This window comes from Flavobacterium pygoscelis, assembly GCF_023162025.1.
Classification (GTDB): domain Bacteria; phylum Bacteroidota; class Bacteroidia; order Flavobacteriales; family Flavobacteriaceae; genus Flavobacterium; species Flavobacterium pygoscelis.
Genome location: NZ_JALNUB010000013.1, coordinates 1 through 23,786, shown reverse-complemented (window position 1 = coordinate 23,786; position 23,786 = coordinate 1). Strand labels below are relative to the sequence as shown.

The following is a 23,786-nucleotide window of genomic DNA, read 5'->3' as shown; positions in this document are numbered from 1 at the left end:
TTATAGATTAAACAATTTTTTGTAACCCTCTGGATTTGTTGCTTTGAAGCTTAATTTTGCTTCGTGTGACAACTTTTCAAACTCATCTACACTTGCAACCGCACCAGGAACAACCGGAACAATACCTCCCGCCAATGTCACTTTTGTGGGAATACCTTCTAAGGTGCTTTTTGCTAATTCGAAATTGGCAACAGCTAGTGCTACAAAATCCGCTTTTTTGGTAGCGGGAATCTTTCCTGCAGTAATAGCAAGCGACACCATTGTTTCAATGGCCAATTCTTGCGCTTTTTCTTTTTCATTTTCCAACGTCAACAGTTTTGCAGTCAGCGTTGCGTTATCATTTGATAATTTAAGTACCGCGGCTTCTACGGCATCAACATCCACTTCAGGGGTTGCTTTATCAAAACTTAATGCTGTAAGGACAGCAAGTGTTAATGTGATCTTTTTCATATCGTTTTCTAGGTTTAATTCGATTTCTTGTATTTCTTCAGGTTGTAGCGACAAACACAACTGTTTCACATCTTCATCCTTTAATAATTCGCCACCATCAGCGTATAGTCTGATAGAATTAGCATTGGAAGGAACTGCAACAATGGAGCATTCATATAGCTCACACTTTGTCATTATCAATTCCTCACCGATGATCTTTAAGTCTTCACGCTTGAACGTGATTCCCATGGAACAGGACTTGATAATATTGCGCTCTACCTTACCTGATATTCTCAAGGCGGCTTCGTCTTCTACATCAAAAACAGGCTCTCCAAGTAAAAGTGTTTTGTCAACCGTCATATTTTCCCAAAGCCCCAATACGGCACTTGTAGAATTATAGTGCTGATCTAGCATTACTGGATTGTTTTTGAAACGCTTCAAACTAATACCTGCAGTTAGGATTCTAAATCCGTAGCTGTTGGCTTGGTTCTCATCGTTAAAAACAAAAGGTTTTGGCATGTGTAATTTTTTTTAGTTATGTCTTATAGTGATGGCAAAGATTAGTTGTTTTTGAGTAGCAAAAAAAAAAGTGTTAAACCGCTTAACACTTGTGTTTATTGACTTAACAACTCTTTAAAGCTACTGAACAGTATTTTTTTTAACGTTGATTATTACGGCAACTTTGCGTATAAAATCACGATTATGGCGTTACTAAAAAAGCAAGAAAAAGAGTTTGCAAAATCTTTATATATAGGAGGCGGATTGACGCAAAAGGAAATTGCAGAACGGGTGTTTGTGACCGAAAAAACCATTGCGTCCTGGATTAAAAAAGACAAGTGGGATAGTTTGAAAAAATCATTGCTGACCACCAAGCAAAACCAGCTCGCTTTTTTATACGATCAACTTGATTTCTTGAATACGGATATAGCAGACCGAGATTTTAAAGTGGCTGTAAATAAGGAAGCCGACACCATTATAAAACTTACCGCAGCAATTAACCGACTAGAAACTGAAACCTCAATTGGTGATACTGTAGAAGTGGCTCGAAACTTCATTGAATTTGTACGCCCGCAAGATTTAGAACTAGCGAAAACAATTACGAATCTGTTTGATGTTTTCATCACTGCAAAAATGAAATAACAGTATGGCTACTAAAGCAGAGGATAAAAAGTATTTTGAACAATGGCAGCAATTTCGGGACAATACCCGAAAGGCTACACCTATTGACTTAACCGAAAGTGTAGTTGATAAAAACAATCGTATTGCCAAACTAGAGAAAAACCCGGAACAATGGTTTAAATACTATTTTCCAAACTTCTATACTTCAGAACCCGCACCATTCCACATTAAGGCAACTAAACGCGTTTTGGCAAATCTTGAATGGTTTGAAGTTAGGAGCTGGGCTAGAGAGCTGTCGAAGTCTGGACGTACAATGATGGAAGATTTATATATGGCAATGACAGGTAGAAAGTCAAATTTTCTTGAAATATCAAGTACTTATGACAACGCTTGTAGGTTGTTGCTACCATACAAATCGATTTTAGAAGCTAACAACCGAATTATTAACGACTATGGAGTACAAGAAAGTATTGGTAATTGGGAGGCAGGGGAATTCACAACTCGTAAAGGTGTTAGCTTTAGAGCTCTCGGGGCGGGACAAAGTCCACGTGGTACCCGTAAAGATGAAAAGCGACCTGACAAAATCAACATTGACGACATTGACACCGATGAGGAATGTCGAAACCCAGAACGTATTAAACAAAAAGTAAAATGGATAATGGAGGCGTTGATTCCTACACGCTCTATTTCAAGTGATTTGCAAATTATGATATGCGGAAATATTATTGCGAAGTATTGTTGTGTTACCGAAATGGCAAAACTAGCAGACATTCACGACATCGTTAACATTCGAGATAAAGAAGGAAAAAGCACTTGGCCAGCCAAAAATAGTGAAGCAAATATTGATCGTGTTTTAAAAACGATTTCTTGGAGCTCAGCTCAAAAAGAATATTTCAACAATCCACAAAGTTCGGGTGATGTTTTTCAAGAGTTAAAATACGACAAATGCCCGCCGTTGAAATCGTGCGACAATGTGTTGGTGTATGCCGATCCATCGACCTCCAATAAAGACCGTGGCGTCAACAAACAAGCTTCTTATAAATCAGTGGGCGTAATAGGTAAAAAAGGCACTAAATACTATCTGTACAAAGTATGGATCAAGCAAACCAACAACTCCAAGTTTGTGAGTTACCTGTATGAAGCTTATAGTTATTTAGCCGCTCACGAAGTTGATGTTAAAAGAATTTATATCGAAAACAACTCGCTGCAGGCACCACATTATGAACAGGTGATTTTGCCTGAGATTAAAAAGCAAGGTGGCGGAATACTGCATTTACCAATTACTGCAGATGCTCGAAAGAAAACAGACAAGTATTTCCGTATCGAAGGAACGCTAGAACCAAAGAACCGATTGGGTAATTTGATTTTCAACATTGCCGAAAAGAATGATCCTGACATGCGAGTTATGGAAGATCAAATGTTAGGCGTTTCGGAAAAAGCCAAAATGATGGACGGACCCGATATGTTAGAAGGTGGTGTTTGGATTTTAGAAAACAAAACCGTGCAAATGGAAGGCGGGTATTCTTTTGGAGCAGTTAACAATAGAAAATTTTAAAAATATGAGAGTAATAAGCTATCAAATAGGCGTGGATGTTTTAGGGTTTCCAATTTATATGCAACATCAAATTTATGAAGGTGTAGGTCCTTTAAATAAAATTAGCTCTAGCCCGAAACATTGGGTTAAGATCATTCAAAAAATCATCAAACAACATTAGTATGTTTTTAGCAAAAGAAGATTTAGGAAGCGCCATTTACGGTTATCAAGTAGATCAAATCACCGAAGGCAATGACGACTTAGTACTGCAAGCTATTGGCGCAGCAATTCAAGAGGTAGGTGGTTATTTGTCAGGGGCTTCTTTATATAATGTTCCTGCCATTTTTGCAACAACAGGAGCGCAAAGAAATGCTTTGATTTTAACACATACTATCACCGTGGCCAAATGGTACATTGTAGAACTGTGTAATGCAGATGTGATTTATGAACAAGCTAAAGAACGCTACGACAGAGCCGTTGCATGGCTTGTTAAGTTATCAAAAGGAACTGTAACACTCGATTCCTTACCGATTATACCAATTGCAGACTCTAGCGACGAAACAGACACTTTTGGCTATGGTTCAAGAGTTAAATTTATACACGATATATAATGGCAGTACAAAAAAAAACAGCTCCCGCAAAAGCAGGTGCATTAGACAATACAAAGTTAGTTAATCAAATACTTCAAAAATCAATGTCACGCGTGCGTCAAGATATTGGTTCTTGGAATACCGCTTTGACAATGGCGCGCAAAGCCGAAAAACCCAAACGCCATTTATTATACAATCTGTATGATGAGATTTCTATTGATGGCTTATTGAGTTCTCAACTGGGTAATCGAATATTAAAATCATTAGCTACGTCCTTTACTATTTCCGACAAAAGCGGAAAAGAAAATGAAGAGCTCACGGCATTGCTTCAAAATAAAATTTGGGTAAATGAGGTGAACAAAGCTATTATTGGTTCAATTACACACGGCCATTCTGTGATTGAATTCAACTGGATTGGTGAAGGTGAAGCACAAGACTTGCAATGCACGTTGATTGATCGCCAAAACATCGAACCTCGTGAGGGTTTATTTTACCCCGATTATAACGCTGACAAGTTTGTTGCGTATCGCGAAATGGCAGAATATGGCACTTGGATATTAGAGTTTGGTAATCCTAAAGAATTAGGACTGCTAAACAGCGCCGTACCACACGTATTGTTTAAAAGATTTGCACAAAGTTGCTGGTCTGAATTATGTGAGATTGCGGGAATACCGCCAAGAGTAATGAAAACCGACACCCAAAACGTAGCGATGTTGCGAAGAGCAGAACGCATGATGAAAGATATGGGTGCGGCCGCTTGGTTCATTATTGATGAAAGCGAAAAATTTGAATGGGCGCAAGCTTCCAATGCTAACGGTGATGTGTACCAAAAGTTAATGACATTTTGTAACAACGAAATCTCCATGTTAATTTCAGGTGCGGTTATGGGTCAAGATACTGTGAACGGTTCCAACTCCAAAGAAAAAACAATGCAAGACACCTTGCAAACTTTGGTTGATGCCGACTTGTCATTGATTGAGCAGTACTGGAACACAAAGGTTATCCCTGCATTAATAAATATTGGCGTATTGTCTGGTGACTGCGTTTTTTCTTATCCCGAAACGGAGGACATTGCACAGTTATGGACAATGGTTAAGGACTCGATGACTAGCTATGAAATGGATGTAGAGTGGATGAACAGCACTTTTGGATTGAAAATTGTAAAAGCAAAACAAGTTACCAGTCCAGAACCAACTAAACTATCATTGGGAGGGGATTTTTTCGTTTAAGCCCCAAATATTACAACCAATATTTTGGGGCTTTAAATAGTCGATTATCGTTTTTGTATGATTGTGATTGTGACGATTGTAAAACACAAAACCAAACTTTAGCTTTTGATAAAGACAAATTTAAAGGCATCTTAAACAGTGTTGAAAAAGCATTTAAACAGTTGCATAAAAAAGGCAATTACAAACCTGAGGATATAGGGAACACTAAAGCGTATAAAGATTTAATCAAAGAAACTAGCGGAATTTTAAACGGTGCTATTTCCGACAATGACATTCCTGAAGCAATGTTAAAAAGTTTAAAAGAAGACACCTTTATCTTTTCTGGATTAAAAACGAATGCGCAATTGGCGGAAGCGTCACAATTACTTTTGACAGAGAACGGCAAAATAAAATCCTTTTCGGCATTTTCTAAAGATGTGGAAAGCATCAAAGAAAACTACAACCAGAACTACCTAGAGGCAGAATATCAATTTGCGGTTTCGTCTTCGCAATCCGCAGGAAATTGGGCGAATATCAGCAACGATTACGACTTGCAATATCGCACTGCAGGTGATGATCGTGTGCGTGACTCTCATGATGCATTAAGAGATGTGACATTACCAAGTGATGATGCTTTTTGGTTGTCCTATTACCCGCCAAACGGTTGGCGTTGTCGTTGTAATGCTGTACAAGTGCGCAAAGGAAAGTATGAAGTAAGCGATAGTGCAAAATCAATTACGAAGGCAGAAACGGCAACCTCACAAATTGGTAAGGACGGAAAAAACAAACTAGCGATTTTTAGATTTAATCCAGGTGCGCAAAAAGTTGTTTTTCCTCCAACGCATCCATACACCAAAGTTGCGGGAGCGGACAAAGTTAGAAAGGAGTTGAAAAAACAGGATAGTATTAATATCGCGGATTTTATTAAAGGTGATGAGCCGACTAATAAGGAGATAAAGAATATTTTAATGAGCTATGCAAAACTATCTCCTGAAGACTTTAGAAACGGCTTAGACGATATAAAAATATTAAAATCACGGTCTTACATGATGCAGCACAGTATGTCTTATAGTGATAAAACTGGCAAATGGGTTGGCGGTTCTAAAATTACTATGAGCAGTCACGAATTTTCAAGCATAAAGTTTAATCCTTTAGAAGAGTTTAAAGGTGGTTTGGCAGCTATTAAAAGCGGAAAGAAAATGACTTTTAACCAGGAGTATTCTTTTGAGTCTTTATGGCACGAAATATTGCACGCAAAAACGCAAACAGCACCAAGAAAGTTGTCTCCTGTTGGTATTAAAAATATGGAGACAGTAAACCAATTTTGTGCGCGTCATACTTATCCAGACTTTATAAAAAAGCTTGGGGGCGAAGCAATTCACCAAACAGAAATATTAGAAAAAGGATATGGATACCAAGGTTGGATAAACGACTTTAGAGCAAAACTAAAAACGTACGGTATTGATGAAAAACAAGCAGTAAAAGATTTTATGCCTCATTTAATGAGCGACTATAGCAGTATTGGTAGTAAGGTAAACGAGTATTTTATTGCAAATGCTAAATAGCAATATCAGCACAATCATAGCCCAGTCCGTTGAGGCGAGTTTCTTTTGGAAGTTTATTCCAAAACTGATCTGCTTTTTCTTGATCGCCTCTAAACTCAAACAAAGATGCTAAGTCGTAGTAGGCATTGTCCTGAGAAACTAACTCTTTATAAAGTTCAGGAGTTAATTCTTTTGAAGTTTCAATACCAAATTTTAAGCACAACGAAAAAGAATCAAAACGAATGTCGTTTAGTTCTTGAGGTGTTGGGCTATAGTCAAATATGGTTATCATAACAACAAAATTAATATAAGTATTTTGAATAACAATACATTATATCAAATAAAATGGATATTAACGACTTAGAAAAAAAAATCACCCAAGATTTAGCCGTTGAACTTTCGGACGAATTCGACCGAAATTTTGAGCGCAAAGCCTTTTTTACAGAGAAATGGGCTTCTCCAAAAATTAATAACTCTCGCGGCTCTGTTATGAATCGCTCTGGGAATTTACGCCGTTCGATAAAATACAATGTTCGAGATGGGATGATTTTATTTAGCAGTTCGTTGCCTTATGCATCTATCCACAACGAAGGTGGTGAGATCACGGTCACGGCTCAAATGAAAAAATACTTTTGGGCGATGTATTACAAAGCGACTGGAGTCATTACCACAAAAGCCAACGGAGGCGAAAGCAACAGCAAAAAAAATGTGAAACTTACCGCTGAAGCTTCAAAATGGAAAGGACTCGCTTTGATGAAAATAGGGCAAAAAATAAAAGTTGAGAAAAGGCAAATGGTGGGCGATCATCCGCAAGTTGTAAAAATTGTAAAAGGAGTTATTGACGACAATATGGAATTGTTTAACCAGGAACTAATTAAAAAATTTAACCCATGAAAGAAATACTTTTAAGCATACAGAACAAAATACAAGCAATACCCGGAATAAACTATGTAGATGAAGATTGGGGACAACTAGACGATTATGGACCACATGCGCCCGTGAAGTGGCCGTGTTGTTTAATTGATTTTTCGGGCGCTGATTATAGCGAGATAGGAATTGATAAAAGCGCAACACCGCAGAACCGCCAACAGGCAACAGGAAGCATTACTTTGATTTTTGCCAACTTAAAAATAACCAACTCTAGCGGTAAAGCACCATTAGGTCAAAAAGAGGTTGCGTGGTTGTTGTCGGGATTAATGGAAGAGGCGCACAAAGTCATTCACGGGTTTAAACCCGATTTAAACACTGGTGCATTAATACGCAGGAGTTTTAGAAGAGTGAAGCGTGACGACGGCATACAACAATACCAAGTCATTTATAACCTAGGCGTTCACAATGTTTAAATTGCAAATCGGAGCTGATTGTTTTTAACAACTTCCAGTTCGGCAATTTGTTTGTTGACTGGAGTAGTAAGGATGGTGTGTAAAGTAGTTCTAGAAATTGGGTAAACTGGGTAAATGTATTTTCTTAAAACAACCGCATCAGGAATGTCTTCTGTTTTGTGCAAATTATACAAATCCATAATGAGCTTATAACGCTTAAGCTTATTGTTTTGAATCCCGATAGCTTGGTTAGTAATTTGCATAGTCAAAAATATGCAAATTTGTTATATGGTGCAAGTTGAGTTTTAAGCATAAAAAAACCACGCTGATTGCATGGTTTGTTTTATTATGACCAATTTGTAATACTCCATTGTTTTCCCTCACCTTTAAATTTGAAATTTACTTTGTCTGATTTATCAATTAATTCCTGAGAATTAAAATCATCTACCGTTTTTTCTAATTCTGCTTCAGGCTTAAATATCTTCTTCCAAGTTGGAAACAAATCTAAGTAAGTGCCAAAAGCTTGATAAAATCTATAGATTTTTTCGCCTTTAATTTCGAGTGCTTTATTTTCCCCTTTATAAAAAACATTAAATACTACTTTTAGCATGTTTTCTCCTGTACCAAAGTTCATAACGTAGTAATCACCTTTTGTGTTTTCTTTAGCTTCTACAAAAACTAATGGTGACTTTGAATTGTTTGCGATCTCATTAGACAATGCGGTAGCTTGTTTCTGTGTGAGTTCTTTTAATTGCCCTGGTGTAAATTGTGCTTGTGCAAAAAAGCCAATTATTAACAATATAATCGATATTATTTTTTTCATAGTTACAAATTATTTACCATATTTAAGTGATGAAAGAGATTAACTCCTTTTGTGGTTATATAAAATTTACCATCTTCGTTATGCTTTTTAACAAGATTGTATGCAATGAGATATTTTATTAAACTTTCAGATACATCATGATTAGAAAAATCAATTTCACCATCAGTTCTCGAATAATTAATTCTTAAAAACTGTTCTTTAATTTTCTTTGGTATTGTCTTGATAATATATGAATCAGATTCCTCACTTTCTTTATTGGTTTTAAGAAAATTCACTTCTTCTAAGTAATTAACATTTAGTAAATTGGATTGACTTAGTCTTTCGTTCAATTCACTTATAGTATTATTATATGAATTATTCATTTGCTTTAGACTTTCTTCTAAAGTTTTTATTTTCATCTGAAACTCCTCAATTTGTTTATTACCTGTCTCTACGCTCTTTAACTTAAATTCTTGCGAAGCATATTTTATTTTTTTTTCAGTAAGGAATTCTTTAGAAACATAGATTCTAGTGATTCGGTTTTTTTTAATTGGCACTAGGATCCAATCAATCATAATCATAATAGCTGGCACAATTAGCGTGTATATAAGAGCCATTACAATCGGAACAATTATTGCAGACCAATTACAATACTCAACATTAATTATTTCTATTCGGTCTTCTATGGAATTAGTTGATAAAAATAATTGTGCAATCGGTCTCCAATTGTATATGGCAAAGGAAAATATAAAAGCGCCAGAAATAGGTGTTTTTAATCTTTCTTTAGCTGTATCGTTGAGGTCTTTTAAAAAGTCAAAAAATGTCATAAAATATACTTAATTACATACACCACAGGTGCCACCTTCTTTTTTACAATACTTACATCCTTTGCAATTTTTACATGCGCTACAGTTTTTTGATCCTGTACATTTTTTGCCAGCGTATTCGTAGGCAACTGCAGCACCGCCCAACAAAAGGGCTAATGTGCTCAAGACGATAATTTTTTTCAAAATTATTTACTTTTAGTTTTTGATTTTCTTGGTGTACTATAGGTAGTAGATGGACTTTTTTCGGCTTTAGCTTTTGTCACATACTGACCCGTTTTAGCACTTCTATATTGTTTTTTTTGTTGTGCACTTATAGTAAATGCAAATAATAAAGTCAAAAGTAAAATAAGTTTTTTCATGATAATATATTTTTTAAGTTATTTCAAATGTAGGATTTTATTTTAATTATGCAAATAAACGGCACTATTTAAAAATTATCCGTGTAATGGTTCCGTGTTGTTCTATTGTTGATTTGTTTGGAAGGAATTTTTTGACCATTGTATCAAATGTTTTTAGCTGCCAAGGTGTAATGTTTTCGATATTAGTGTAAACCATTTCATTAAACCCCTTTTTTTTGCCTGGTATGCCAATAACTATACCTTCTCTCAATTCCTGATCGGGATTGTAATTTTGAACGGAAAGCATAATGCTAGGAACAATTCTTTTTAGAATTCTATTTACCTGTTCTATGTCCTGACTTGATAGCATAAACCTTAGCTTTGATTACAAATAAATAGTGACGTCTTTATGATCTGCACGTAATTCAATAGATTCCGAATTTTCTATAATTTCCAAAATCAAAGTATCTATTTCAGTTTTAGAAAGTGCTTTGTATTCGACAACATTTGGAGTTGAAAAATTAAAGTCAATGTATGTGTTTTTATCATTGACTTCTTGTTGTTCAAAATCTGTGTAATCGGCTTGGTTATCAATTTCAAATCCAAAGTAATCAATCGAAGCTAAATCATTCTTGATTATATTAATTACAAATTCAATTGTTAACACTTCAGGAATTTGAAGTTTTGGAACGGAAAATATAAGTGTGTGTGTTTGCATAAATCAAATGTAAGAATTAATATTTCTTATCCGTCCAATGAATAATTTTTCCTTTAAAATCTTTGTTGAAGTATTCAAAGAAATCTTCTACTGTATCGAAGCCATCGTTTTGTGCTATTTGTTTAATTTCGTCTACGTCCTGATAGACATTATCTACCAATACAATAAAATCTTTATACCATTCTCCAGTATCACATAACTTTTCAACTTCGAAGCTTTGAATACTGACAACTGGCAGAACAGGAGCAAACCGAAACATATCCTTTGTGCGAACATTGATAAAAAAATCAATCTTCATTCCTGCTTTCCATCTTTCGGTTTTGTCCTCACGAATGGTGTGGATTTTTGGCTCATACTTGTTAAGATTGAATAGATCAATTGGATATTTATCGCAATCAAACTCAAAGTCTTTGTGAATTTGATTAATTAAAAAACCTCGGTTAATTTTCTCTACAAAATAAGTAGGCTTACTGTTTATCTGTGTGCTAAATCCTAGTATCATCTTGTGTAAGTTCTAAAATTATGTTTTTAATTAATGTTGTAGGGCTGTGGTTTTGTAGCCATTTTTCAAAACCTATATTTGAGGCTTCACGGTAATGATCTTCAATTTCTTTCATAGGTTTTCGGCGTACGTAAATCCCTTTTTGCATTGGCGTTAAGCCTTGAAAGGCGACGGTGTTCTTTATTTTATGTTGCATGATACTAAAATTTAATTCCTATTCTAATAAACCCTGAAGCTCTCCAATAGGAATCCCAACCTAATGGAATTCCGTCATTGCGATAGTCATAAGTGGCGCGTGCTCCTATAAAAAGCTTTTCGGTGATTGGGAAATCTATTCCGCTTTCTAAACCAAATAGTTCGCCTCGTGATTTGTTTTCTCTAAAAATGCGTCCTAACCTAATTCCGGTATAAATACGGGTTGGATTAAAGCGTCCAATCATTGCATTGAGTCCTACGGCTCCGTGAACATCAAAATAATTTGGTGTTGTACCTGGGAAGTATTCAACGCCTGCTTTGGCATAAATTGCGCCTACATATTCTATCTCTGCAACGATATCTGCCGTTTTCTCGGTGATGCTTGCTCTAGGATCTATTGATGCCGAAAATGTAAAGTATTCTGTGTCATTAATGCGCAAGCCGTTTTGTGCCATTGCATTAAACGATAGCAACGATACTATCGTTACAGCTATAAATGTGATTATTTGTCTATTTGTTTTCATGTTTATTTTTTTTAAAATATTTTGTGTTTGTTATTATCGATTATAACTTTGGATTGGCAACATTAAAACGATTGCCAATCCGGGTAGTTATAATAGTTTAATACTCATCATTAAATCTTTTTTGATTGAGCCAGGTAACTAGGTGCGCTTTGGCTTGACCTGTTTTAGCTAAAAAATCATCGTACTTTTTAAGAGCGTTGAAACACTTAATTTTTTCGACCAGGTTTAATTTTTCGTAAGCCTTTTGCGAAGCATCTTTTTTTACTTTCAAATTGTACTTAGTCCAAAACGTTTCAAAGGAGTAATCGTTTATCACTAATTCTATAGTCACAATTTTTTTATACTGCGACCATTTTTCCATTTCGTCTATGGTACCAGGAAACTGAACATTATGTAAGAGCTTTAAAACTCGCACCCCTTTAAGGTTGAAAAAGGCGTGAATTACTCGATCCGATTCTCTGTACTGAAAAAGCCATTCGTCCGTTGTTTCTTTGAAGGTTACTTTGTAGGTCGTTAGTTGTTCCATTGGTGCTTTTGTAAAACGGTTAAACCAAAAGGAGTGTAATTGCAAATTAGGATTTGGAGGTCTTCCGCTAATTTCCTTTCTATTTTCGCTCCTGTGCTATCTTCCCAGCAAGGCAATAAGACTACGGCATCACAATTGACCAATACGGATACACACATGCGCATTGCTGTAAACCAAGGCGTGGTACTGTCTGTTACTATTTCGAGCGGGTTTATAGCAATGAAGCCTTTGGCCTCCAGTTCTAATTGTGCTATTTTAAATTTGATTCGGCATTCTTCTATTGGTTCGCCAGTTACTTTGCCAGCGATGTATATTTTTTGTTTCATGTTAGTTTTTGATTAAGTTGTGATTGAAAATGTCTAACTACATTGCGATCGTATTCATTGAGTGGGTGTTGTATAGCGACTTCTAGAAATAATTCTAAAAAATGCGCTTCGGGATAATCAAGACTGCAACTGATTGTCTTTTTTTTTGCAAAGAGTTTCGTTTGACTCATTTGGTTTTCCAGTTGTTTTTTTTGAAGCTTCAGCACGACTTTCTCCAGGATAAAACGGCTTACTTTTACTTCCCGAGTTTCTACGGACAAAACCGTTTTGATTGAGCTAAAACAATACACTAGGGAGTTCAGTTGTGAGGGGGATATTTTTAAGGTTATTTTCATTACATTAATTCGATTAAAAATTTAATATCTTGTTCCTTAATTTCGCGACCTTTTAAAACCTCGCCATTGAATTCTACATAACCATTAGTAAAGTTTCCGTCTTTATCGAATTCATAGGTAATGTGCAACTCGTTGCCATTTTTATAAAAAGCGAACCATGTATAAAAACCTCCGCAATCAAAGTCATCTCCTTTTAATTTTTGAAAACCCATTTCTAGTAAGTTCTCTGGTATAATTAATATTTTTCTCATCTTAACATTCTGTTTTAGGTTCTTCGAGTGCTTCGCCACATTGGGTGCAAACCAGTTGTGTGGTTTCGCAAGTAGCGATAATTTCTATTACTCTAATTTGTGCTATGTCGTGGGGACATATTACTTTTATACTATATGTGTCAGTTTCGGCTGTCTTCATAGAATAGTTCTTTTGCGGTGCAACGGATATCGCACCATTGTGGATTACTGCAGGTGCATTTTACACCTTTGGCTTTATCAGTTTTTTTCTTTGGTTTTTCTCTGATAATTCCAAAAAAGAAACCAATCATAAAAATGAAAGCTGCGCTAAGAATTCTTAATAGTATTATCTCCATGTTGTTTCGTTTGAAGCAGCAGATTGACCGCCGTATAGTTCAAATTGAATTTTGTTGAATATTCTGCTTAGTAGTTTTTTCATTTGTATTTTTTTCTGATCATTGATTTAAAACATTCTATAGTTTTTGAAACCTCTACTGGTTGCATTTCCTTTAAAGGCTTTTTAACGGGGCTTTCAGGACTCTTTAAAAAGGCACTTAATCTAGGAAGGTCTGCGACTTCTCCCCATTTCTCACTTGGAATCGTCCACTGTAGTGTGCGCAATTGAGAAAGTAGTGTGAGGTGTTGTTTGTTGGTTTTGTCGAAGATGGCCCAGTTAAGAACCACCCTGCCCTTTGGGCACTCCTCCAATGGAGGGGAATTGGTATTGGTGGCTTTTGGCTTGAAGTAGTCGTCTGTGGCACTTCCTGTGCCTTCGTATATGTAGGCTTTAGTTGCTGTCATTAGTTCGATTTATTTTAACTGGAAAATTGCCATATACTTCAAGTGCAGTTTGAATTCCAAAGTAAAAGCCCTCTTTCATATCATCTGGTAGGTCAACCTTATTACCCTTACCGTCTTCAATCAAAATTTTAGAGGTTTCTCTTTTATTGATAAGCAATTTTAATTGTTCTGTCTTATTTTCAAACCATTTATTTGTTTGTAAAATAATTTCTAAATATTGATCTTTTTTTGACATTGTTTTTTGTTTTAAAGTTTGCTCCCGAGGCGGGAATCGAACCCGCAGACATAAAGTCGTCCACTTTTTAACACGGGAAACCGAATTAACTAACCAATTACTTTGTTTTATAACTTGCTTTTGTATGTCTTTTAAAAGCAGGGTTGTTGATTACTAATTTTTCGTATCTCTTGAACATTCTTAGCTCTAGATCGGATAAATCCGTTTTGCAAGTCCAATTGCCGTGGGTGTCTTTATAGACAAAATGGCCGTTAAGATTGTAGCTTTCGTGATCTATTACGGGCGTTATGGTTACGTTCATTTTCTAGTTGTTTGAAATAGGTTCTTATTTTGAATCGAAGCCATTTGATGTATTCGACAATTTCTTTTCCGTTTAATACTACTAGCAGTATCGCTAGTAGTATTGTGGTTTTGTGATCGCTCATCTTAAAGGCTTGAAAAGTTTAAATACAAGTTTTGCCACTTTCCATCAGCACCTTTCATTTTGAATTCGTAACCGTACCCTTTCAGGTGGTTCGAGAACGATTCTTTGATGAGTTTTAATCCTTCTTTCCAGCGTGGATCATCAAACTTGTCTTCGTGCTTATACAAGTCCATTACTCGACCGTATTCTAGATCACCGTTGGCGTTACGTTCTAAGAAACTCATTAAGATGTCGTGCATCTTAGTGTCTCGCTTTTTGATGGCATCGCCTAAAAACTCTTAGATCAGTTCTACGGCCTTTCCGCTTCGTTCGTCCCAAACAGGCTCTGTATCTCTACGGCGGGTAATGCGCATCGTATCATCTGAATTAGTCACTGAAAAACCACCTTTGGAGTTGCTTCGAACTTTTCCATATTCCGAGAGCTTCACCGCTTGTTTGTCCATTTCGATGTGACAGTAGGTTTTAAACTCTCCCAGTTCTCTAAATAAGGCACTAGCGGTTAGCAGTACTTTTTCGACCATTTTATCGCGGTCTTCTTCATATTTTGCTTTTTCTTTTTCTTCCTTAGCGCGTTCTGCTTTTTTGCGGTTCGCTAACATTTGTTCTAATTCGGCTGTTGTTAATTCGGCTGTGATGCTCATTTTTATTCTTGAGTTAGGTTAGACATTGATATAAAAAAACTATCTGCTTTTAATTGATCAATTTTTTCAAATTGTTCATCGGCTGTAGTATTGTTTTCTTCGAAACCTGTCATAGTTGCGGACATTTCTAACCCTTCTATTTGAGTAGTCATTATTATTGCCTCTTCACCATCATCATTTGTGGAGTTTCTAAACAGTACTTGATGTTCTTGTACTTCGAAAAGTTTGCAAAATTTTTGTGCCATGATTATTTATTTAGTAATTGTTTTATTTTTAATTCGATGTGTTCTGGCACTTGATAGGTGCGAACTTGGCTTTGGTCTAACTCTCCTTTTTGAGCGGATTGTTGGGTGTATATTGCGCCTCGTTCCTGATTGATGCAAATGCGCTCTAGTGTTGTAAAGAGGCAATTTCGTCCATCACTTGATTTTTCTACCGCTGTGCAATATGTCAGTACCGTATGTAAATCGTTGAACCGTGTGGTGTTTTGATGTATTTTCATAGGCTAGTTTTGGCTTAGATTAAATACTGGTATTCCTTGTGCTTTGCCTTTTATTTTTAAATCTTCAAGGAGTGCAACAGGACGAAGACTGAACAATCGATAAGTACACTCGTTGTAACATTTCTTGAAGTCTAAAGGCGAAACAGTCGTAGATCCTACATATAGATCAGTTAATTTGTGAAACTCGGTTTCTGACTTTGTTAATTCCATCAAGAAATAAGCATTGATCGCTTTATTTGCTAATATGGATTGGAATTGTCTGACATTACCGGTTAGGCTTTCGCACCAGCGCATGTAAAATTCTAAGGTCATGGTTTCGTAAGCGTCTTGTGTGATTTGTAATTTTGTTGTTGTTTTGTTCATGATGTTTTGTTTTTAAACTATTTCATTCCAATATTTAGCGGCTCTTTTTGCCCATATAACGAATGGCTCACCACCTCCGTTTAACCTTCCATCAGGAAACATTTTGAATCCCTCTACCCATAATTTCAAATCGACATCAAACATGATATCATCGGCTAATGCTCCTTTAGGTAATTTTCCTTTTGCTTGTGAGATCCAAATGATTCCTTTTCCCTTTTTTAGCATTAGTTCCTTCAGCTGATAATACTGTCCTTTTGTTATTCTGGTATATTGAACAGAATCTATAAGAAGGAAGTCTGGAGCTTTTGGCTTGCTCATTCGTATTATCAAGTCTTCAAAAGGTTCTCGGTCAAGCAACACAAAAGAATTACCGCAAGATTCCATGTGATTCCGCTCTAATGCTTTTTGCATAGTGGCAGAAACTCCTTGCTCGAGGGAGTTGTAAGCAACCTTCCCGAAATTGGTCAAGTATCTAGCAAACTGTATTGCGAATTCGGTTTTACCATTAGTTGTTCCTCCCCAAATGATAGCAGAAAACGCTTTATCCGGCTTTCCTAAACTCGCTTCCATTTCGCCTGAAAACTCTAATTCATTAAATTTTTTCGAAAGAACGTTTGATACTGAGTAGGCTCTATTTATCTTTTTCATAGAACTTGCTTTGGTAATAGGTGCTGGAGTCAATTCCGTATTCTTTAAACAGCGACTTTTTGGTTTCTTTAGCACATCTTGCGTTGATGTCTTCATATATTTCACGAGTCAATTTTCTGCGCGCATCATGGGATGGATTGTCTTTTTGATTACTTGCTGTAGATCCTGTTTTCCCCCAGTATAAATTAGAGTAGTGATCACCTCCGTTTTCATCAACTCTCCGCGCGGTCATTTCTCCCGAGGGTTTCACGCCCTGCCAAGCTTCGAGAGTTAATCGGGTAGTGGTTAGCGTCTTTTGATTTATGGTTACCACTTTTCTTCCTTTTTTTGTTTTTCCATGCGCATGTTCGTAAATATTGATCGACTGACCTTTTAATAGTATTACGGTCCCGTCCTCATTAATTTTGAGGTCTTCGATTATCGGATGGTATCTGAAATCGCTCATTACTGTGCTCTTTTGTTAGCGAAAACCAATCGTTTCACTCGTCTTAAATCACCATCGGCATCTTTGGCAATTCCTCTAATAGCTTGCTCATCTTTCAAACCGTTAGCAACACATACTTCTTTAATGTCGGCAAACGTGGTTTGATCTAATTCGATAAATCTTAAACCTACACGGCTGTAAATCTCACGATAGCCTTTTTTTTGCATTGCTATTCCACGTCGAATGCGCTTTTCTAAATATTGGGTAGCCATAATTGTGATACCACAATGTCCTTCGAGCTCGTTGTATAGTGTGATAAAAAACAGCAACACGGTATCGGTTAATTTGTCGGCTTCGTCTAAAATGATCTTCGGTTTTGATACCGATTTTAAAGTGGTAACCGCTTTGTACATCATTTCGGGTAAGGTCATACCGTCAGTTTCTTTTCCCATCTTAGAAAGCAACTCACGCAAAAACCATTTTTTGTCCCAGTATTCATTGCAAGACAATCGATACACGTTTTTGTTTTCTTCTTCGTATTTTTTGGCGATGGCAGTTTTTCCACTTCCTGCATTTCCTGTTATAGCTATAACCAAAGCGTGGTTTTGAGATTCAGAAAACAACTTCATAAGCAATTGAGAGTTTCCCGTTTCGGCAATTTTCCACTCATTGGTACCTATACCTAAAAAGGCAGAAACTTTGCGCCACATTTCTTCAGCAATGTTTTCCCAGTTGTGATTTCTCATTTGAGATAGGGTAGCGGCAGAAACGGTTTTCATTTCTATAGCCACTTTGTTTTGTGATCCTTTTTGAGTAATATATTGATCTAAATGTTCTACGATTGCTAGTTTGTCTGTGTGTGTCATAATCTTAGATTTAATCAGGGTTTAAATAGTTTTTAAATGGTCTTTAAATAGTTAAAATCTTGAATGAAATGCGGTACGGTCGGTTTCCATTTGTTCCTCTTTGGGTAAGTGACCTTGAAACTTTATCATGAGCTCTTGTTCTTCGATTAAGCTTTCACGAGTAATGCCGGAACGCTTAATTAAGTTTTCGTATGCTAATTGATCTCGTTTTAGTTCTGCATCTCGTATGGCAATGTCTTGATCTAATAGTGCTCTTGAATTTCCTTTCATTAAAACAGGAATCGACTCGTGCATTCTTTTCGATTGTGCATAAGCAACAAATCTCTTTTCGCCTGATGGTGTCAATTCGTACAGCCCAACAAACTCATCCAATCGTTCTGGATCATATCTAACGATTAGACTTTCGCCAACAAATTTTCTTCTAAATTCCATGTCGATATTGTTGGTTTCGTCATAGACTTCGTAGATATAATCTTTACCTTCCACGGTAAGTGGCATACCGTGAGGGTAGTATTTCTTAACTTTTGTTTCGTCAATCCAGAACATTGATAATTGATCCATTATGCTTATTTCTTCACGGTGTTCCGTTTCTTCATTGTATCGTTCGGTTCTGCTATACGTCCAGTCCTCTTGTTTTCCCGCATTCCACTTGTTCACCAGGGCCGAGAATATTTTATTAAACTGATCTACTGTTGGCAATGCCTCTTTGTACTCGACAATAAAATCGGTATTCGGTTTGTTGGTTGCGGTTCTAACCTTGATGCTTTGCTTGTCCGAAAACCACATTTTCGAGATTACTTGCTGTTGTAAACGATTGAAAATTTGTTCTGCTGGACTTGACTTTCTACCAACTTTGTGGCTGTAATGGTGTCCTTTTACAGGTAGTTTATTGTATAGATTTTGCATCTTTCCAGATGTATGCCCCGATTGTTTATCATAAGTGAACAAATGCGGGCGACAACCCGAATCGTTAACAGCCATTTTAATCGCTCTAAAATGCGATGCGTGGTTTTCGCTGTAAGCAATATCCCAACCAATGATTTTTTCGCTGTGAACGTCGAAAACAACGTTTATTTTCAATTCGGCAGCCATCTTTTGTTTGTTATCAGCAAAGTGTACCAAATCCAGCTTTGTACCATCGATAGCCCACCAAGCGTTAGGAAACCATTGCGTGCGGTTTCTAGTAACTGTATGACCGAAGTGTTTCATATATTCGTCTTTTCCGTCTCTAGCGAGCATCCAAATTCTTTTTTGTTCCGTTTTATCCAACCACGCACCAATTGCTCTCTCACTTAGTGACTTCCATCCCTTGGCTTCACGAACTGATTCGTAAATTTTTAATACTTCAGTGATAGTGTATTTTACAGGAAGACAATACTGCGACATAATGAAATCAGCAACTTCGTCAACGATTTTGGAAGGGTTGGAGTTCATCCATTTTCCTGATACGATAGAACTGTAACCTTCTTGCTCGTATTTTTGAATGGCTCGTTTAAAAGAAACTACGTTTTTGTATCGAGTGTGCATCCAAGTTTCAGGAAGGTTTCCGATTGCCTCTAGCATTCGATCCCACATTTGTTTTTTGCCTCCGAAACGTTTTTGAACTACAATATTCATTGCGATATGCTTAACAGCATTGAACATAATGGCTTGATGCGTATATTCTTTTTGCTTTTCTTCGGGTAGGTGAGTGCCATTTTCTAGTAGATAGTCTCTAAAATAGATTTCGGCATCGTGGTCCCAATTCATATAATCGCCAAAAACAATATTCTTGACAGTTGCGTAGGGATCACCCACTTTTTCACGGATCAGTTTTTTGAAACGATCAGGGATTGATTCGTAAGCTACTAAAGCTTTGCGACCGTTTCCTCCGATGGTTAGTTTTTTGATTTTACCGTTAGAGCATAAATATTTATAATTAGCCTCTGACATTATTCCTGTAGAATAAAGCCATGTACTAGCTACGCATAGTGTGTTTTGTTGATACTCAAACATAAAATTGGAATTAAAGTTTATTTTGTAAATCGGTAACCACTTTTTCACGGTTGGTGATAATTCTATCCAATGCGTTATATGCTTCGATGTTACCACGAACAAATCTTTTTTTAGCTGCATCAGGAGCACAACTAAGTGCCGCTCCGAGAGTTGTGTAGTCTCCGTACTGCAATCTTTTTTCAAGAATACTTATTTGCTGTTTTGTTTTTAGTCCGTTTGTTAGGACAGTATTATTTTTCTCCATAGTTTTGTATTGTTGTCGTGACAAATATAGATAAAATAATATCTTAAAAACAAATTATGGATAAAAATATATCCTTTATCAAGGAAAGAATTTTGCAATATGCTGAATATAAAGGAATTGGAAAGGAAAAATTTATTGAAAATTTAGGCATGACGTATGGTAATTTCAAAGGAAAGCAGAAACTAACGTCTGTTAATTCAGATTTTTTAGATAACATTTTATCTAATTATCCTGAAATTAATATAGAATGGTTGCTTTCTGGTGTGGGAGAGATGGAAAAAAAAATTAATCAAGAAGTTTCAAGCGATGATTTAAATATGATTGCTAATGAACCTTCCGGCTTGGTGTATGAAATTCAAAATGAAGCAAAGCTTTTTGATGACAACCAAGAACCTGAGGTGTTAGAAAATTCTAGTGGGAATAAGTATTTTGTTTATCCTGATGAGACTATCAGAATCGAGGTTTTTAAAATCCCATTTGTCGCGCACGCTTCATATATAGAGTGTTACGATGATATTAAAATATGTAAGGATGAGTTTTCAAAGATTACATTTAAAGTAGATCATATAGGTCGTGGTAATTATGTTGGGTTTGAATCAAGTGGAGAAAGCATGTGGAATGGTGGTGGCTACGACACCCCTTCAGGAGCAGACATATTAGGTAGAGAAGTTGGAAAGCATTTGTGGAAAAATGGTTTTCATAATACAAAATATGGTTTTGTTATAATCGCAAAAGATGGTATTTGGCATAAAGACATCTCTAAACTGAACCAAAACGGAATGATAACTTTGTCATCAAGAAATCCAACCAGTAAACCTTTTGAATATTCTTTAAATGACGTTTTGCAGATTTTTCATGTAATAAAACGCTCTTTTTAATATAACGTACTGATTTAAAGTAAATTAATAAAAAAAATAGCCTTACGTATTTGGTATTATCCCATTGCGTAAGGCTATTTTTTTATCTAAAACAGTAATTTATATTTACTACGGGGTATGTTTTAGATATAAAAATATCTTATTTTCTAACTGCAACACTAACCGCAACACTATCTGCAAAAATACTATTCATTATTTTTTAGTAGTACTTATATCTTTAATAAAAGAGCATAAAAAAACCGTTTAAATACTATTTTAAACGGTTATTATATTTATAAAAGCCTTTGTTTTAAAGCTACTTGAACCTTTTAGGTATGTTTTATTGTGGTAATGGTAGTTGATGTATTTAAAGCGTTTAAAACACTTATTTGAATGGTACTTAAATGGTAGTTAATATACATTTCGTTTTGAGTTGCTTTTTGGTCTTTTTTAGTGTTAAACCTTTATTTCATTGGAGTTTTCGACCTTTTTTATATTAGTTATCTGTATACTTTTGGTTATACCCCCTATAGAATATATGAATAAAAACGTTAATTCCACTAAACCCGCAATCATGGCAAACGGCTGTTAGCGGTTCGGCAGTTTATTTATTCTAAACGTCTATTCCAAATTATAATTATTGCCTTTTCAATTTCTGCCAAATATTTTATTAAGCATCTTCTATAACCTTAAAATCCAAAAAAAAATCGAAAAAATTTCGCTTCTAAAAAACTTCGATTTTCCATTTCAATATTTATCTAATTTCGTCATTTTTTTTTGTTATCTCAGTTAATTCCAATATTCCAGTTTCCACATGCGACAAACTTAATCAGATTCCAACTTTCAAGTTTCTGCTTTCTATAAACATAATCAACTTCAATTTTCTATCTTAAAAACTCAAAAAAAATCGATCAAATTTGTCTTTTTAAATTCTAAATATTTTCTATTTTTCTGTAGTTTTATTTGCTCCAACGCTGCTGACCGCTAACGTCTTGGCGCTTGCCGTGGTTGCGGACTTTCGAAGCCGAGTATATTCTACCGCAACGAATATATGAATAAAAACGTTAATTCCACTAAACCCGCAATCATGGCAAACGGCTGTTAGCGGTTCGGCAGTTTATTTATTCTAAACGTCTATTCCAAATTATAATTATTGCCTTTTCAATTTCTGCCAAATATTTTATTAAGCATCTTCTATAACCTTAAAATCCAAAAAAAAATCGAAAAAATTTCGCTTCTAAAAAACTTCGATTTTCCATTTCAATATTTATCTAATTTCGTCATTTTTTTTTGTTATCTCAGTTAATTCCAATATTCCAGTTTCCACATGCGACAAACTTAATCAGATTCCAACTTTCAAGTTTCTGCTTTCTATAAACATAATCAACTTCAATTTTCTATCTTAAAAACTCAAAAAAAATCGATCAAATTTGTCTTTTTAAATTCTAAATATTTTCTATTTTTCTGTAGTTTTATTTGCTCCAACGCTGCTGACCGCTAACGTTTCGCCGCTTTGCGAGGTTGCGAGCTTCGTAACCGAGTATTTTCTGTTACTACTAAATTTCTTGCGAAAGATAAACGTGAATTTACCACATAATTCGCAATCTCGCAAAACGGCTGTTGTAGGCTGTGCTTTATTTTGATGATTTAAACTTTTTAATATTCAAAGCTTTCTGTTTTATCCATTGAATTGAAATGTCCACAGTTTCTGTAATATCGGCCGAAGATGTATTGTGTCCTAATTTAGAAAATAATGTGTATTCGAAAGGTTTGCCTTGAACTTTAAATGTATTTAATTGTTCTATGCACAATTTTACAGGAATCTGTATATCCTTTTCTCCAAAAAGCCAAAGTCCTGGAATTGAAAGAGTATTCAGAGAAATTTTTGGGTCAGTTGCCACAAATTGATACTTGTCTGGGTCATTTCTAATATGTTCACGAGCATCTGCTTCTGTATGATTTTCCCAAAAACTATTGTTTCCATTTGTATAAAATTGAAACCTAAGCTGTTCTAAAGTTGTAATTGTAGGGCAACTAAATAGAACCATAAATTCTATTTGTGGATTTTTGCTCGCAGTAATTGGAATTATCCATCCTGCTTGACTAAAGCCAACTAATCCAATTGATGTTTTTTTGTTTTTCAAAAAGGTTCGAAATGCTTTTACTGCTTCATTCGCATCGTCAGATAATAAATTAAGATTTGTAGTGTCAATATTATTAGTACCAACCGAAGGTCCTACATACACACCACCAGATTCACCAACTCCACGTTTGTCATATGTCAGTACAGCAATACCTTCTTTAGCAAGTCTTTTTGCGAACTCTAATTCTCTTTTTACTGGGTCAGAACCGTGAACAATTACAACTGCTGCAACTGGATTTTTAGGTTTTACAATTGAACAAGCAAGCGTTATGCCTTGACTTTCAAATTTCACATCTTGAATGGTAAAGTCATTTGATTGAGAAAAGACCATTTCTGGTAAAATTATTAATGATAACCAAAGAAATAAGTTAGAAAAAAAGTTATTATTCATTTTTGTTTAATTTTATTCAATCTATTTTAGGACCTCGCTTCCGCAGCATTGCCTACAACGTCTTGGCGCTTGGCGAGGTTGGGGAGTAAAGATGCGAGATTTTTCTATTAAACACAAATTTTCCAAGTACAAAACCATATTTAAATTAAGCCTAAAACCCCAATCTCGCCAAACGGCTGTTGT

General features: G+C 35.7%; 41 protein-coding genes. 9 read left to right on the top strand and 32 right to left on the bottom strand.

What is annotated here, in order from left to right; translation table 11 throughout:
* Complete coding sequence (locus MW871_RS15030; protein WP_248429235.1) at nucleotides 1-948, bottom strand: HK97 family phage prohead protease; 948 nt, start codon at nucleotides 946-948, stop codon at nucleotides 1-3.
* Nucleotides 949-1,131: 183 nt separating this feature from the next.
* On the opposite strand from MW871_RS15030, the gene MW871_RS15025 reads away from it, so the two are divergent.
* Genes MW871_RS15025 through MW871_RS15000 form a run of 6 tightly spaced genes read left to right on the top strand, consistent with a single transcriptional unit; the run spans nucleotide 1,132 to nucleotide 6,445 of the window.
* Nucleotides 1,132-1,569 (top strand): terminase gpP N-terminus-related DNA-binding protein, encoded by a 438-nt coding sequence (locus tag MW871_RS15025; protein ID WP_248429233.1) that lies wholly within the window; start codon nucleotides 1,132-1,134, stop codon nucleotides 1,567-1,569.
* A 4-nt stretch (nucleotides 1,570-1,573) separates the two neighbouring features.
* The gene (locus MW871_RS15020) at nucleotides 1,574-3,103 is read left to right on the top strand and encodes a hypothetical protein (protein ID WP_248429232.1); all 1,530 of its coding nucleotides are present in this window, start codon (nucleotides 1,574-1,576) and stop codon (nucleotides 3,101-3,103) included.
* Between the two features lie 4 nt (nucleotides 3,104-3,107).
* On the top strand, nucleotides 3,108-3,263 hold the full coding sequence (locus MW871_RS15015; RefSeq protein WP_248429231.1) for a hypothetical protein: 156 nt from the start codon (nucleotides 3,108-3,110) through the stop codon (nucleotides 3,261-3,263).
* A gap of 1 nt (nucleotide 3,264) precedes the next feature.
* The gene (locus MW871_RS15010) at nucleotides 3,265-3,693 is read left to right on the top strand and encodes a phage protein Gp36 family protein (protein ID WP_248429230.1); all 429 of its coding nucleotides are present in this window, start codon (nucleotides 3,265-3,267) and stop codon (nucleotides 3,691-3,693) included.
* A complete protein-coding gene (locus MW871_RS15005) occupies nucleotides 3,693-4,901 on the top strand; it encodes a phage portal protein family protein (RefSeq protein WP_248429229.1) in 1,209 nt (402 codons plus the stop codon). The genes MW871_RS15010 and MW871_RS15005 overlap by 1 nt, the downstream gene beginning before the upstream one ends.
* A 53-nt stretch (nucleotides 4,902-4,954) precedes the next feature.
* Nucleotides 4,955-6,445, top strand: coding sequence for a phage head morphogenesis protein (locus tag MW871_RS15000; protein ID WP_248429228.1), 1,491 nt, complete (start codon nucleotides 4,955-4,957; stop codon nucleotides 6,443-6,445).
* On the opposite strand, the gene MW871_RS14995 is transcribed toward MW871_RS15000, so the two are convergent.
* The gene (locus MW871_RS14995; protein WP_248429226.1) at nucleotides 6,438-6,716 is read right to left on the bottom strand and encodes a hypothetical protein; all 279 of its coding nucleotides are present in this window, start codon (nucleotides 6,714-6,716) and stop codon (nucleotides 6,438-6,440) included. The genes MW871_RS15000 and MW871_RS14995 overlap by 8 nt on opposite strands.
* A gap of 53 nt (nucleotides 6,717-6,769) precedes the next feature.
* On the opposite strand from MW871_RS14995, the gene MW871_RS14990 reads away from it, so the two are divergent.
* A complete protein-coding gene (locus tag MW871_RS14990; protein ID WP_248429225.1) occupies nucleotides 6,770-7,318 on the top strand; it encodes a phage virion morphogenesis family protein in 549 nt (182 codons plus the stop codon).
* Complete coding sequence (locus MW871_RS14985) at nucleotides 7,315-7,767, top strand: hypothetical protein (RefSeq protein ID WP_248429224.1); 453 nt, start codon at nucleotides 7,315-7,317, stop codon at nucleotides 7,765-7,767. Before MW871_RS14990 ends, MW871_RS14985 begins: the two co-directional genes overlap by 4 nt.
* On the opposite strand, the gene MW871_RS14980 is transcribed toward MW871_RS14985, so the two are convergent.
* The 29 genes from MW871_RS14980 to MW871_RS14840 form a co-directional block, all read right to left on the bottom strand.
* Nucleotides 7,764-8,009 (bottom strand): hypothetical protein, encoded by a 246-nt coding sequence (locus tag MW871_RS14980; protein WP_282454613.1) that lies wholly within the window; start codon nucleotides 8,007-8,009, stop codon nucleotides 7,764-7,766. The two genes, MW871_RS14985 and MW871_RS14980, sit on opposite strands and share 4 nt — an antisense overlap.
* An 83-nt stretch (nucleotides 8,010-8,092) precedes the next feature.
* Nucleotides 8,093-8,569 (bottom strand): hypothetical protein, encoded by a 477-nt coding sequence (locus MW871_RS14975; RefSeq protein ID WP_248429223.1) that lies wholly within the window; start codon nucleotides 8,567-8,569, stop codon nucleotides 8,093-8,095.
* Between the two features lie 2 nt (nucleotides 8,570-8,571).
* On the bottom strand, nucleotides 8,572-9,375 hold the full coding sequence (locus tag MW871_RS14970; protein WP_248429222.1) for a hypothetical protein: 804 nt from the start codon (nucleotides 9,373-9,375) through the stop codon (nucleotides 8,572-8,574).
* A 9-nt stretch (nucleotides 9,376-9,384) separates the two neighbouring features.
* Nucleotides 9,385-9,540 (bottom strand): hypothetical protein, encoded by a 156-nt coding sequence (locus MW871_RS14965; RefSeq protein WP_248429218.1) that lies wholly within the window; start codon nucleotides 9,538-9,540, stop codon nucleotides 9,385-9,387.
* Nucleotides 9,541-9,560: 20 nt separating this feature from the next.
* On the bottom strand, nucleotides 9,561-9,734 hold the full coding sequence (locus tag MW871_RS14960; RefSeq protein WP_248429216.1) for a hypothetical protein: 174 nt from the start codon (nucleotides 9,732-9,734) through the stop codon (nucleotides 9,561-9,563).
* Nucleotides 9,735-9,798: 64 nt separating this feature from the next.
* Nucleotides 9,799-10,083, bottom strand: coding sequence for a hypothetical protein (locus MW871_RS14955; RefSeq protein ID WP_248429215.1), 285 nt, complete (start codon nucleotides 10,081-10,083; stop codon nucleotides 9,799-9,801).
* Between the two features lie 15 nt (nucleotides 10,084-10,098).
* Nucleotides 10,099-10,431, bottom strand: a complete 333-nt coding sequence (locus tag MW871_RS14950) for a hypothetical protein (protein ID WP_248429214.1) — start codon at nucleotides 10,429-10,431, stop codon at nucleotides 10,099-10,101.
* A gap of 16 nt (nucleotides 10,432-10,447) precedes the next feature.
* The gene (locus tag MW871_RS14945) at nucleotides 10,448-10,933 is read right to left on the bottom strand and encodes a hypothetical protein (protein WP_248429213.1); all 486 of its coding nucleotides are present in this window, start codon (nucleotides 10,931-10,933) and stop codon (nucleotides 10,448-10,450) included.
* Nucleotides 10,917-11,129, bottom strand: coding sequence for a hypothetical protein (locus MW871_RS14940; protein WP_248429212.1), 213 nt, complete (start codon nucleotides 11,127-11,129; stop codon nucleotides 10,917-10,919). The genes MW871_RS14945 and MW871_RS14940 overlap by 17 nt, the downstream gene beginning before the upstream one ends.
* Nucleotides 11,130-11,133: 4 nt before the next feature.
* Nucleotides 11,134-11,652, bottom strand: coding sequence for a hypothetical protein (locus tag MW871_RS14935; protein ID WP_248429210.1), 519 nt, complete (start codon nucleotides 11,650-11,652; stop codon nucleotides 11,134-11,136).
* A gap of 97 nt (nucleotides 11,653-11,749) precedes the next feature.
* Nucleotides 11,750-12,178, bottom strand: a complete 429-nt coding sequence (locus MW871_RS14930) for a hypothetical protein (protein WP_248429208.1) — start codon at nucleotides 12,176-12,178, stop codon at nucleotides 11,750-11,752.
* A complete protein-coding gene (locus MW871_RS14925) occupies nucleotides 12,166-12,504 on the bottom strand; it encodes a DUF4406 domain-containing protein (RefSeq protein WP_248429207.1) in 339 nt (112 codons plus the stop codon). Before MW871_RS14925 ends, MW871_RS14930 begins: the two co-directional genes overlap by 13 nt.
* Complete coding sequence (locus tag MW871_RS14920) at nucleotides 12,501-12,674, bottom strand: hypothetical protein (protein ID WP_248429206.1); 174 nt, start codon at nucleotides 12,672-12,674, stop codon at nucleotides 12,501-12,503. Before MW871_RS14920 ends, MW871_RS14925 begins: the two co-directional genes overlap by 4 nt.
* A 164-nt stretch (nucleotides 12,675-12,838) precedes the next feature.
* Nucleotides 12,839-13,090, bottom strand: a complete 252-nt coding sequence (locus MW871_RS14915) for a hypothetical protein (RefSeq protein WP_248429205.1) — start codon at nucleotides 13,088-13,090, stop codon at nucleotides 12,839-12,841.
* A 1-nt stretch (nucleotide 13,091) separates the two neighbouring features.
* On the bottom strand, nucleotides 13,092-13,250 hold the full coding sequence (locus MW871_RS14910; RefSeq protein ID WP_248429204.1) for a hypothetical protein: 159 nt from the start codon (nucleotides 13,248-13,250) through the stop codon (nucleotides 13,092-13,094).
* Entirely contained in the window at nucleotides 13,231-13,425 is a 195-nt protein-coding gene (locus tag MW871_RS14905) for a hypothetical protein (protein ID WP_248429203.1), read from the bottom strand. The genes MW871_RS14910 and MW871_RS14905 overlap by 20 nt, the downstream gene beginning before the upstream one ends.
* 79 nt (nucleotides 13,426-13,504) lie before the next feature.
* Nucleotides 13,505-13,870, bottom strand: coding sequence for a hypothetical protein (locus tag MW871_RS14900; protein WP_248429202.1), 366 nt, complete (start codon nucleotides 13,868-13,870; stop codon nucleotides 13,505-13,507).
* The gene (locus tag MW871_RS14895) at nucleotides 13,857-14,105 is read right to left on the bottom strand and encodes a hypothetical protein (RefSeq protein WP_248429201.1); all 249 of its coding nucleotides are present in this window, start codon (nucleotides 14,103-14,105) and stop codon (nucleotides 13,857-13,859) included. The genes MW871_RS14900 and MW871_RS14895 overlap by 14 nt, the downstream gene beginning before the upstream one ends.
* Before the next feature lie 97 nt (nucleotides 14,106-14,202).
* Nucleotides 14,203-14,406 (bottom strand): hypothetical protein, encoded by a 204-nt coding sequence (locus MW871_RS14890; RefSeq protein WP_248429200.1) that lies wholly within the window; start codon nucleotides 14,404-14,406, stop codon nucleotides 14,203-14,205.
* A gap of 125 nt (nucleotides 14,407-14,531) precedes the next feature.
* Nucleotides 14,532-14,768, bottom strand: coding sequence for a hypothetical protein (locus tag MW871_RS14885; RefSeq protein WP_248429199.1), 237 nt, complete (start codon nucleotides 14,766-14,768; stop codon nucleotides 14,532-14,534).
* Nucleotides 14,769-14,807: 39 nt separating this feature from the next.
* On the bottom strand, nucleotides 14,808-15,170 hold the full coding sequence (locus MW871_RS14880) for a DUF3164 family protein (protein WP_248429197.1): 363 nt from the start codon (nucleotides 15,168-15,170) through the stop codon (nucleotides 14,808-14,810).
* 2 nt (nucleotides 15,171-15,172) lie between these two features.
* Entirely contained in the window at nucleotides 15,173-15,415 is a 243-nt protein-coding gene (locus MW871_RS14875) for a hypothetical protein (RefSeq protein ID WP_248429196.1), read from the bottom strand.
* Between the two features lie 2 nt (nucleotides 15,416-15,417).
* Nucleotides 15,418-15,672: a hypothetical protein gene (locus MW871_RS14870; RefSeq protein WP_248429195.1), complete on the bottom strand. Its 255-nt coding sequence runs from the start codon at nucleotides 15,670-15,672 to the stop codon at nucleotides 15,418-15,420.
* Nucleotides 15,673-15,675: 3 nt separating this feature from the next.
* Nucleotides 15,676-16,035 (bottom strand): BrnA antitoxin family protein, encoded by a 360-nt coding sequence (locus MW871_RS14865; RefSeq protein WP_248429194.1) that lies wholly within the window; start codon nucleotides 16,033-16,035, stop codon nucleotides 15,676-15,678.
* A gap of 12 nt (nucleotides 16,036-16,047) precedes the next feature.
* A complete protein-coding gene (locus tag MW871_RS14860; protein ID WP_248429193.1) occupies nucleotides 16,048-16,683 on the bottom strand; it encodes a P-loop NTPase family protein in 636 nt (211 codons plus the stop codon).
* On the bottom strand, nucleotides 16,667-17,128 hold the full coding sequence (locus MW871_RS14855; RefSeq protein ID WP_248429192.1) for a hypothetical protein: 462 nt from the start codon (nucleotides 17,126-17,128) through the stop codon (nucleotides 16,667-16,669). The genes MW871_RS14860 and MW871_RS14855 overlap by 17 nt, the downstream gene beginning before the upstream one ends.
* Nucleotides 17,128-17,973, bottom strand: a complete 846-nt coding sequence (locus tag MW871_RS14850) for an AAA family ATPase (RefSeq protein WP_248429191.1) — start codon at nucleotides 17,971-17,973, stop codon at nucleotides 17,128-17,130. The genes MW871_RS14855 and MW871_RS14850 overlap by 1 nt, the downstream gene beginning before the upstream one ends.
* Nucleotides 17,974-18,024: 51 nt before the next feature.
* Entirely contained in the window at nucleotides 18,025-19,968 is a 1,944-nt protein-coding gene (locus MW871_RS14845) for a hypothetical protein (RefSeq protein ID WP_248429189.1), read from the bottom strand.
* 10 nt (nucleotides 19,969-19,978) lie between these two features.
* Nucleotides 19,979-20,212: a hypothetical protein gene (locus MW871_RS14840; protein WP_248429188.1), complete on the bottom strand. Its 234-nt coding sequence runs from the start codon at nucleotides 20,210-20,212 to the stop codon at nucleotides 19,979-19,981.
* Nucleotides 20,213-20,268: 56 nt separating this feature from the next.
* On the opposite strand from MW871_RS14840, the gene MW871_RS14835 reads away from it, so the two are divergent.
* The gene (locus MW871_RS14835; RefSeq protein WP_248429186.1) at nucleotides 20,269-21,090 is read left to right on the top strand and encodes an XRE family transcriptional regulator; all 822 of its coding nucleotides are present in this window, start codon (nucleotides 20,269-20,271) and stop codon (nucleotides 21,088-21,090) included.
* A gap of 1,613 nt (nucleotides 21,091-22,703) precedes the next feature.
* Here the strand turns inward: MW871_RS14835 and MW871_RS14830 are convergent.
* Nucleotides 22,704-23,603, bottom strand: coding sequence for an alpha/beta hydrolase family protein (locus MW871_RS14830; RefSeq protein WP_248429185.1), 900 nt, complete (start codon nucleotides 23,601-23,603; stop codon nucleotides 22,704-22,706).
* Between the last annotated feature and the right edge of the window lie 183 nt (nucleotides 23,604-23,786).

Coding starts and splice junctions, on each gene's coding strand:
- MW871_RS14955 (WP_248429215.1), bottom strand. CDS start 10,083: ATGCTATCAAGTCAGGACATAGAACAGGTAAATAGAATTCTAAAAAGA.
- MW871_RS14910 (WP_248429204.1), bottom strand. CDS start 13,250: ATGAAGACAGCCGAAACTGACACATATAGTATAAAAGTAATATGTCCC.
- MW871_RS14985 (WP_248429224.1), top strand. CDS start 7,315: ATGAAAGAAATACTTTTAAGCATACAGAACAAAATACAAGCAATACCC.
- MW871_RS14930 (WP_248429208.1), bottom strand. CDS start 12,178: ATGGAACAACTAACGACCTACAAAGTAACCTTCAAAGAAACAACGGAC.
- MW871_RS14980 (WP_282454613.1), bottom strand. CDS start 8,009: ATGCAAATTACTAACCAAGCTATCGGGATTCAAAACAATAAGCTTAAG.
- MW871_RS14960 (WP_248429216.1), bottom strand. CDS start 9,734: ATGAAAAAACTTATTTTACTTTTGACTTTATTATTTGCATTTACTATA.
- MW871_RS14935 (WP_248429210.1), bottom strand. CDS start 11,652: ATGAAAACAAATAGACAAATAATCACATTTATAGCTGTAACGATAGTA.
- MW871_RS14945 (WP_248429213.1), bottom strand. CDS start 10,933: ATGATACTAGGATTTAGCACACAGATAAACAGTAAGCCTACTTATTTT.
- MW871_RS14850 (WP_248429191.1), bottom strand. CDS start 17,973: ATGACACACACAGACAAACTAGCAATCGTAGAACATTTAGATCAATAT.
- MW871_RS14975 (WP_248429223.1), bottom strand. CDS start 8,569: ATGAAAAAAATAATATCGATTATATTGTTAATAATTGGCTTTTTTGCA.
- MW871_RS14865 (WP_248429194.1), bottom strand. CDS start 16,035: ATGAACAAAACAACAACAAAATTACAAATCACACAAGACGCTTACGAA.
- MW871_RS14915 (WP_248429205.1), bottom strand. CDS start 13,090: ATGAGAAAAATATTAATTATACCAGAGAACTTACTAGAAATGGGTTTT.
- MW871_RS14995 (WP_248429226.1), bottom strand. CDS start 6,716: ATGATAACCATATTTGACTATAGCCCAACACCTCAAGAACTAAACGAC.
- MW871_RS14900 (WP_248429202.1), bottom strand. CDS start 13,870: ATGACAGCAACTAAAGCCTACATATACGAAGGCACAGGAAGTGCCACA.
- MW871_RS14875 (WP_248429196.1), bottom strand. CDS start 15,415: ATGGCACAAAAATTTTGCAAACTTTTCGAAGTACAAGAACATCAAGTA.
- MW871_RS15030 (WP_248429235.1), bottom strand. CDS start 948: ATGCCAAAACCTTTTGTTTTTAACGATGAGAACCAAGCCAACAGCTAC.
- MW871_RS14990 (WP_248429225.1), top strand. CDS start 6,770: ATGGATATTAACGACTTAGAAAAAAAAATCACCCAAGATTTAGCCGTT.
- MW871_RS14840 (WP_248429188.1), bottom strand. CDS start 20,212: ATGGAGAAAAATAATACTGTCCTAACAAACGGACTAAAAACAAAACAG.
- MW871_RS14905 (WP_248429203.1), bottom strand. CDS start 13,425: ATGGAGATAATACTATTAAGAATTCTTAGCGCAGCTTTCATTTTTATG.
- MW871_RS14880 (WP_248429197.1), bottom strand. CDS start 15,170: ATGAGCATCACAGCCGAATTAACAACAGCCGAATTAGAACAAATGTTA.
- MW871_RS14885 (WP_248429199.1), bottom strand. CDS start 14,768: ATGCACGACATCTTAATGAGTTTCTTAGAACGTAACGCCAACGGTGAT.
- MW871_RS14835 (WP_248429186.1), top strand. CDS start 20,269: ATGGATAAAAATATATCCTTTATCAAGGAAAGAATTTTGCAATATGCT.
- MW871_RS15005 (WP_248429229.1), top strand. CDS start 3,693: ATGGCAGTACAAAAAAAAACAGCTCCCGCAAAAGCAGGTGCATTAGAC.
- MW871_RS15020 (WP_248429232.1), top strand. CDS start 1,574: ATGGCTACTAAAGCAGAGGATAAAAAGTATTTTGAACAATGGCAGCAA.
- MW871_RS14950 (WP_248429214.1), bottom strand. CDS start 10,431: ATGCAAACACACACACTTATATTTTCCGTTCCAAAACTTCAAATTCCT.
- MW871_RS14895 (WP_248429201.1), bottom strand. CDS start 14,105: ATGTCAAAAAAAGATCAATATTTAGAAATTATTTTACAAACAAATAAA.
- MW871_RS14970 (WP_248429222.1), bottom strand. CDS start 9,375: ATGACATTTTTTGACTTTTTAAAAGACCTCAACGATACAGCTAAAGAA.
- MW871_RS14830 (WP_248429185.1), bottom strand. CDS start 23,603: ATGAATAATAACTTTTTTTCTAACTTATTTCTTTGGTTATCATTAATA.
- MW871_RS14890 (WP_248429200.1), bottom strand. CDS start 14,406: ATGAACGTAACCATAACGCCCGTAATAGATCACGAAAGCTACAATCTT.
- MW871_RS14870 (WP_248429195.1), bottom strand. CDS start 15,672: ATGAAAATACATCAAAACACCACACGGTTCAACGATTTACATACGGTA.
- MW871_RS14860 (WP_248429193.1), bottom strand. CDS start 16,683: ATGAAAAAGATAAATAGAGCCTACTCAGTATCAAACGTTCTTTCGAAA.
- MW871_RS14855 (WP_248429192.1), bottom strand. CDS start 17,128: ATGAGCGATTTCAGATACCATCCGATAATCGAAGACCTCAAAATTAAT.
- MW871_RS15015 (WP_248429231.1), top strand. CDS start 3,108: ATGAGAGTAATAAGCTATCAAATAGGCGTGGATGTTTTAGGGTTTCCA.
- MW871_RS15010 (WP_248429230.1), top strand. CDS start 3,265: ATGTTTTTAGCAAAAGAAGATTTAGGAAGCGCCATTTACGGTTATCAA.
- MW871_RS14940 (WP_248429212.1), bottom strand. CDS start 11,129: ATGCAACATAAAATAAAGAACACCGTCGCCTTTCAAGGCTTAACGCCA.
- MW871_RS14925 (WP_248429207.1), bottom strand. CDS start 12,504: ATGAAACAAAAAATATACATCGCTGGCAAAGTAACTGGCGAACCAATA.
- MW871_RS14845 (WP_248429189.1), bottom strand. CDS start 19,968: ATGTTTGAGTATCAACAAAACACACTATGCGTAGCTAGTACATGGCTT.
- MW871_RS15025 (WP_248429233.1), top strand. CDS start 1,132: ATGGCGTTACTAAAAAAGCAAGAAAAAGAGTTTGCAAAATCTTTATAT.
- MW871_RS14920 (WP_248429206.1), bottom strand. CDS start 12,674: ATGAGTCAAACGAAACTCTTTGCAAAAAAAAAGACAATCAGTTGCAGT.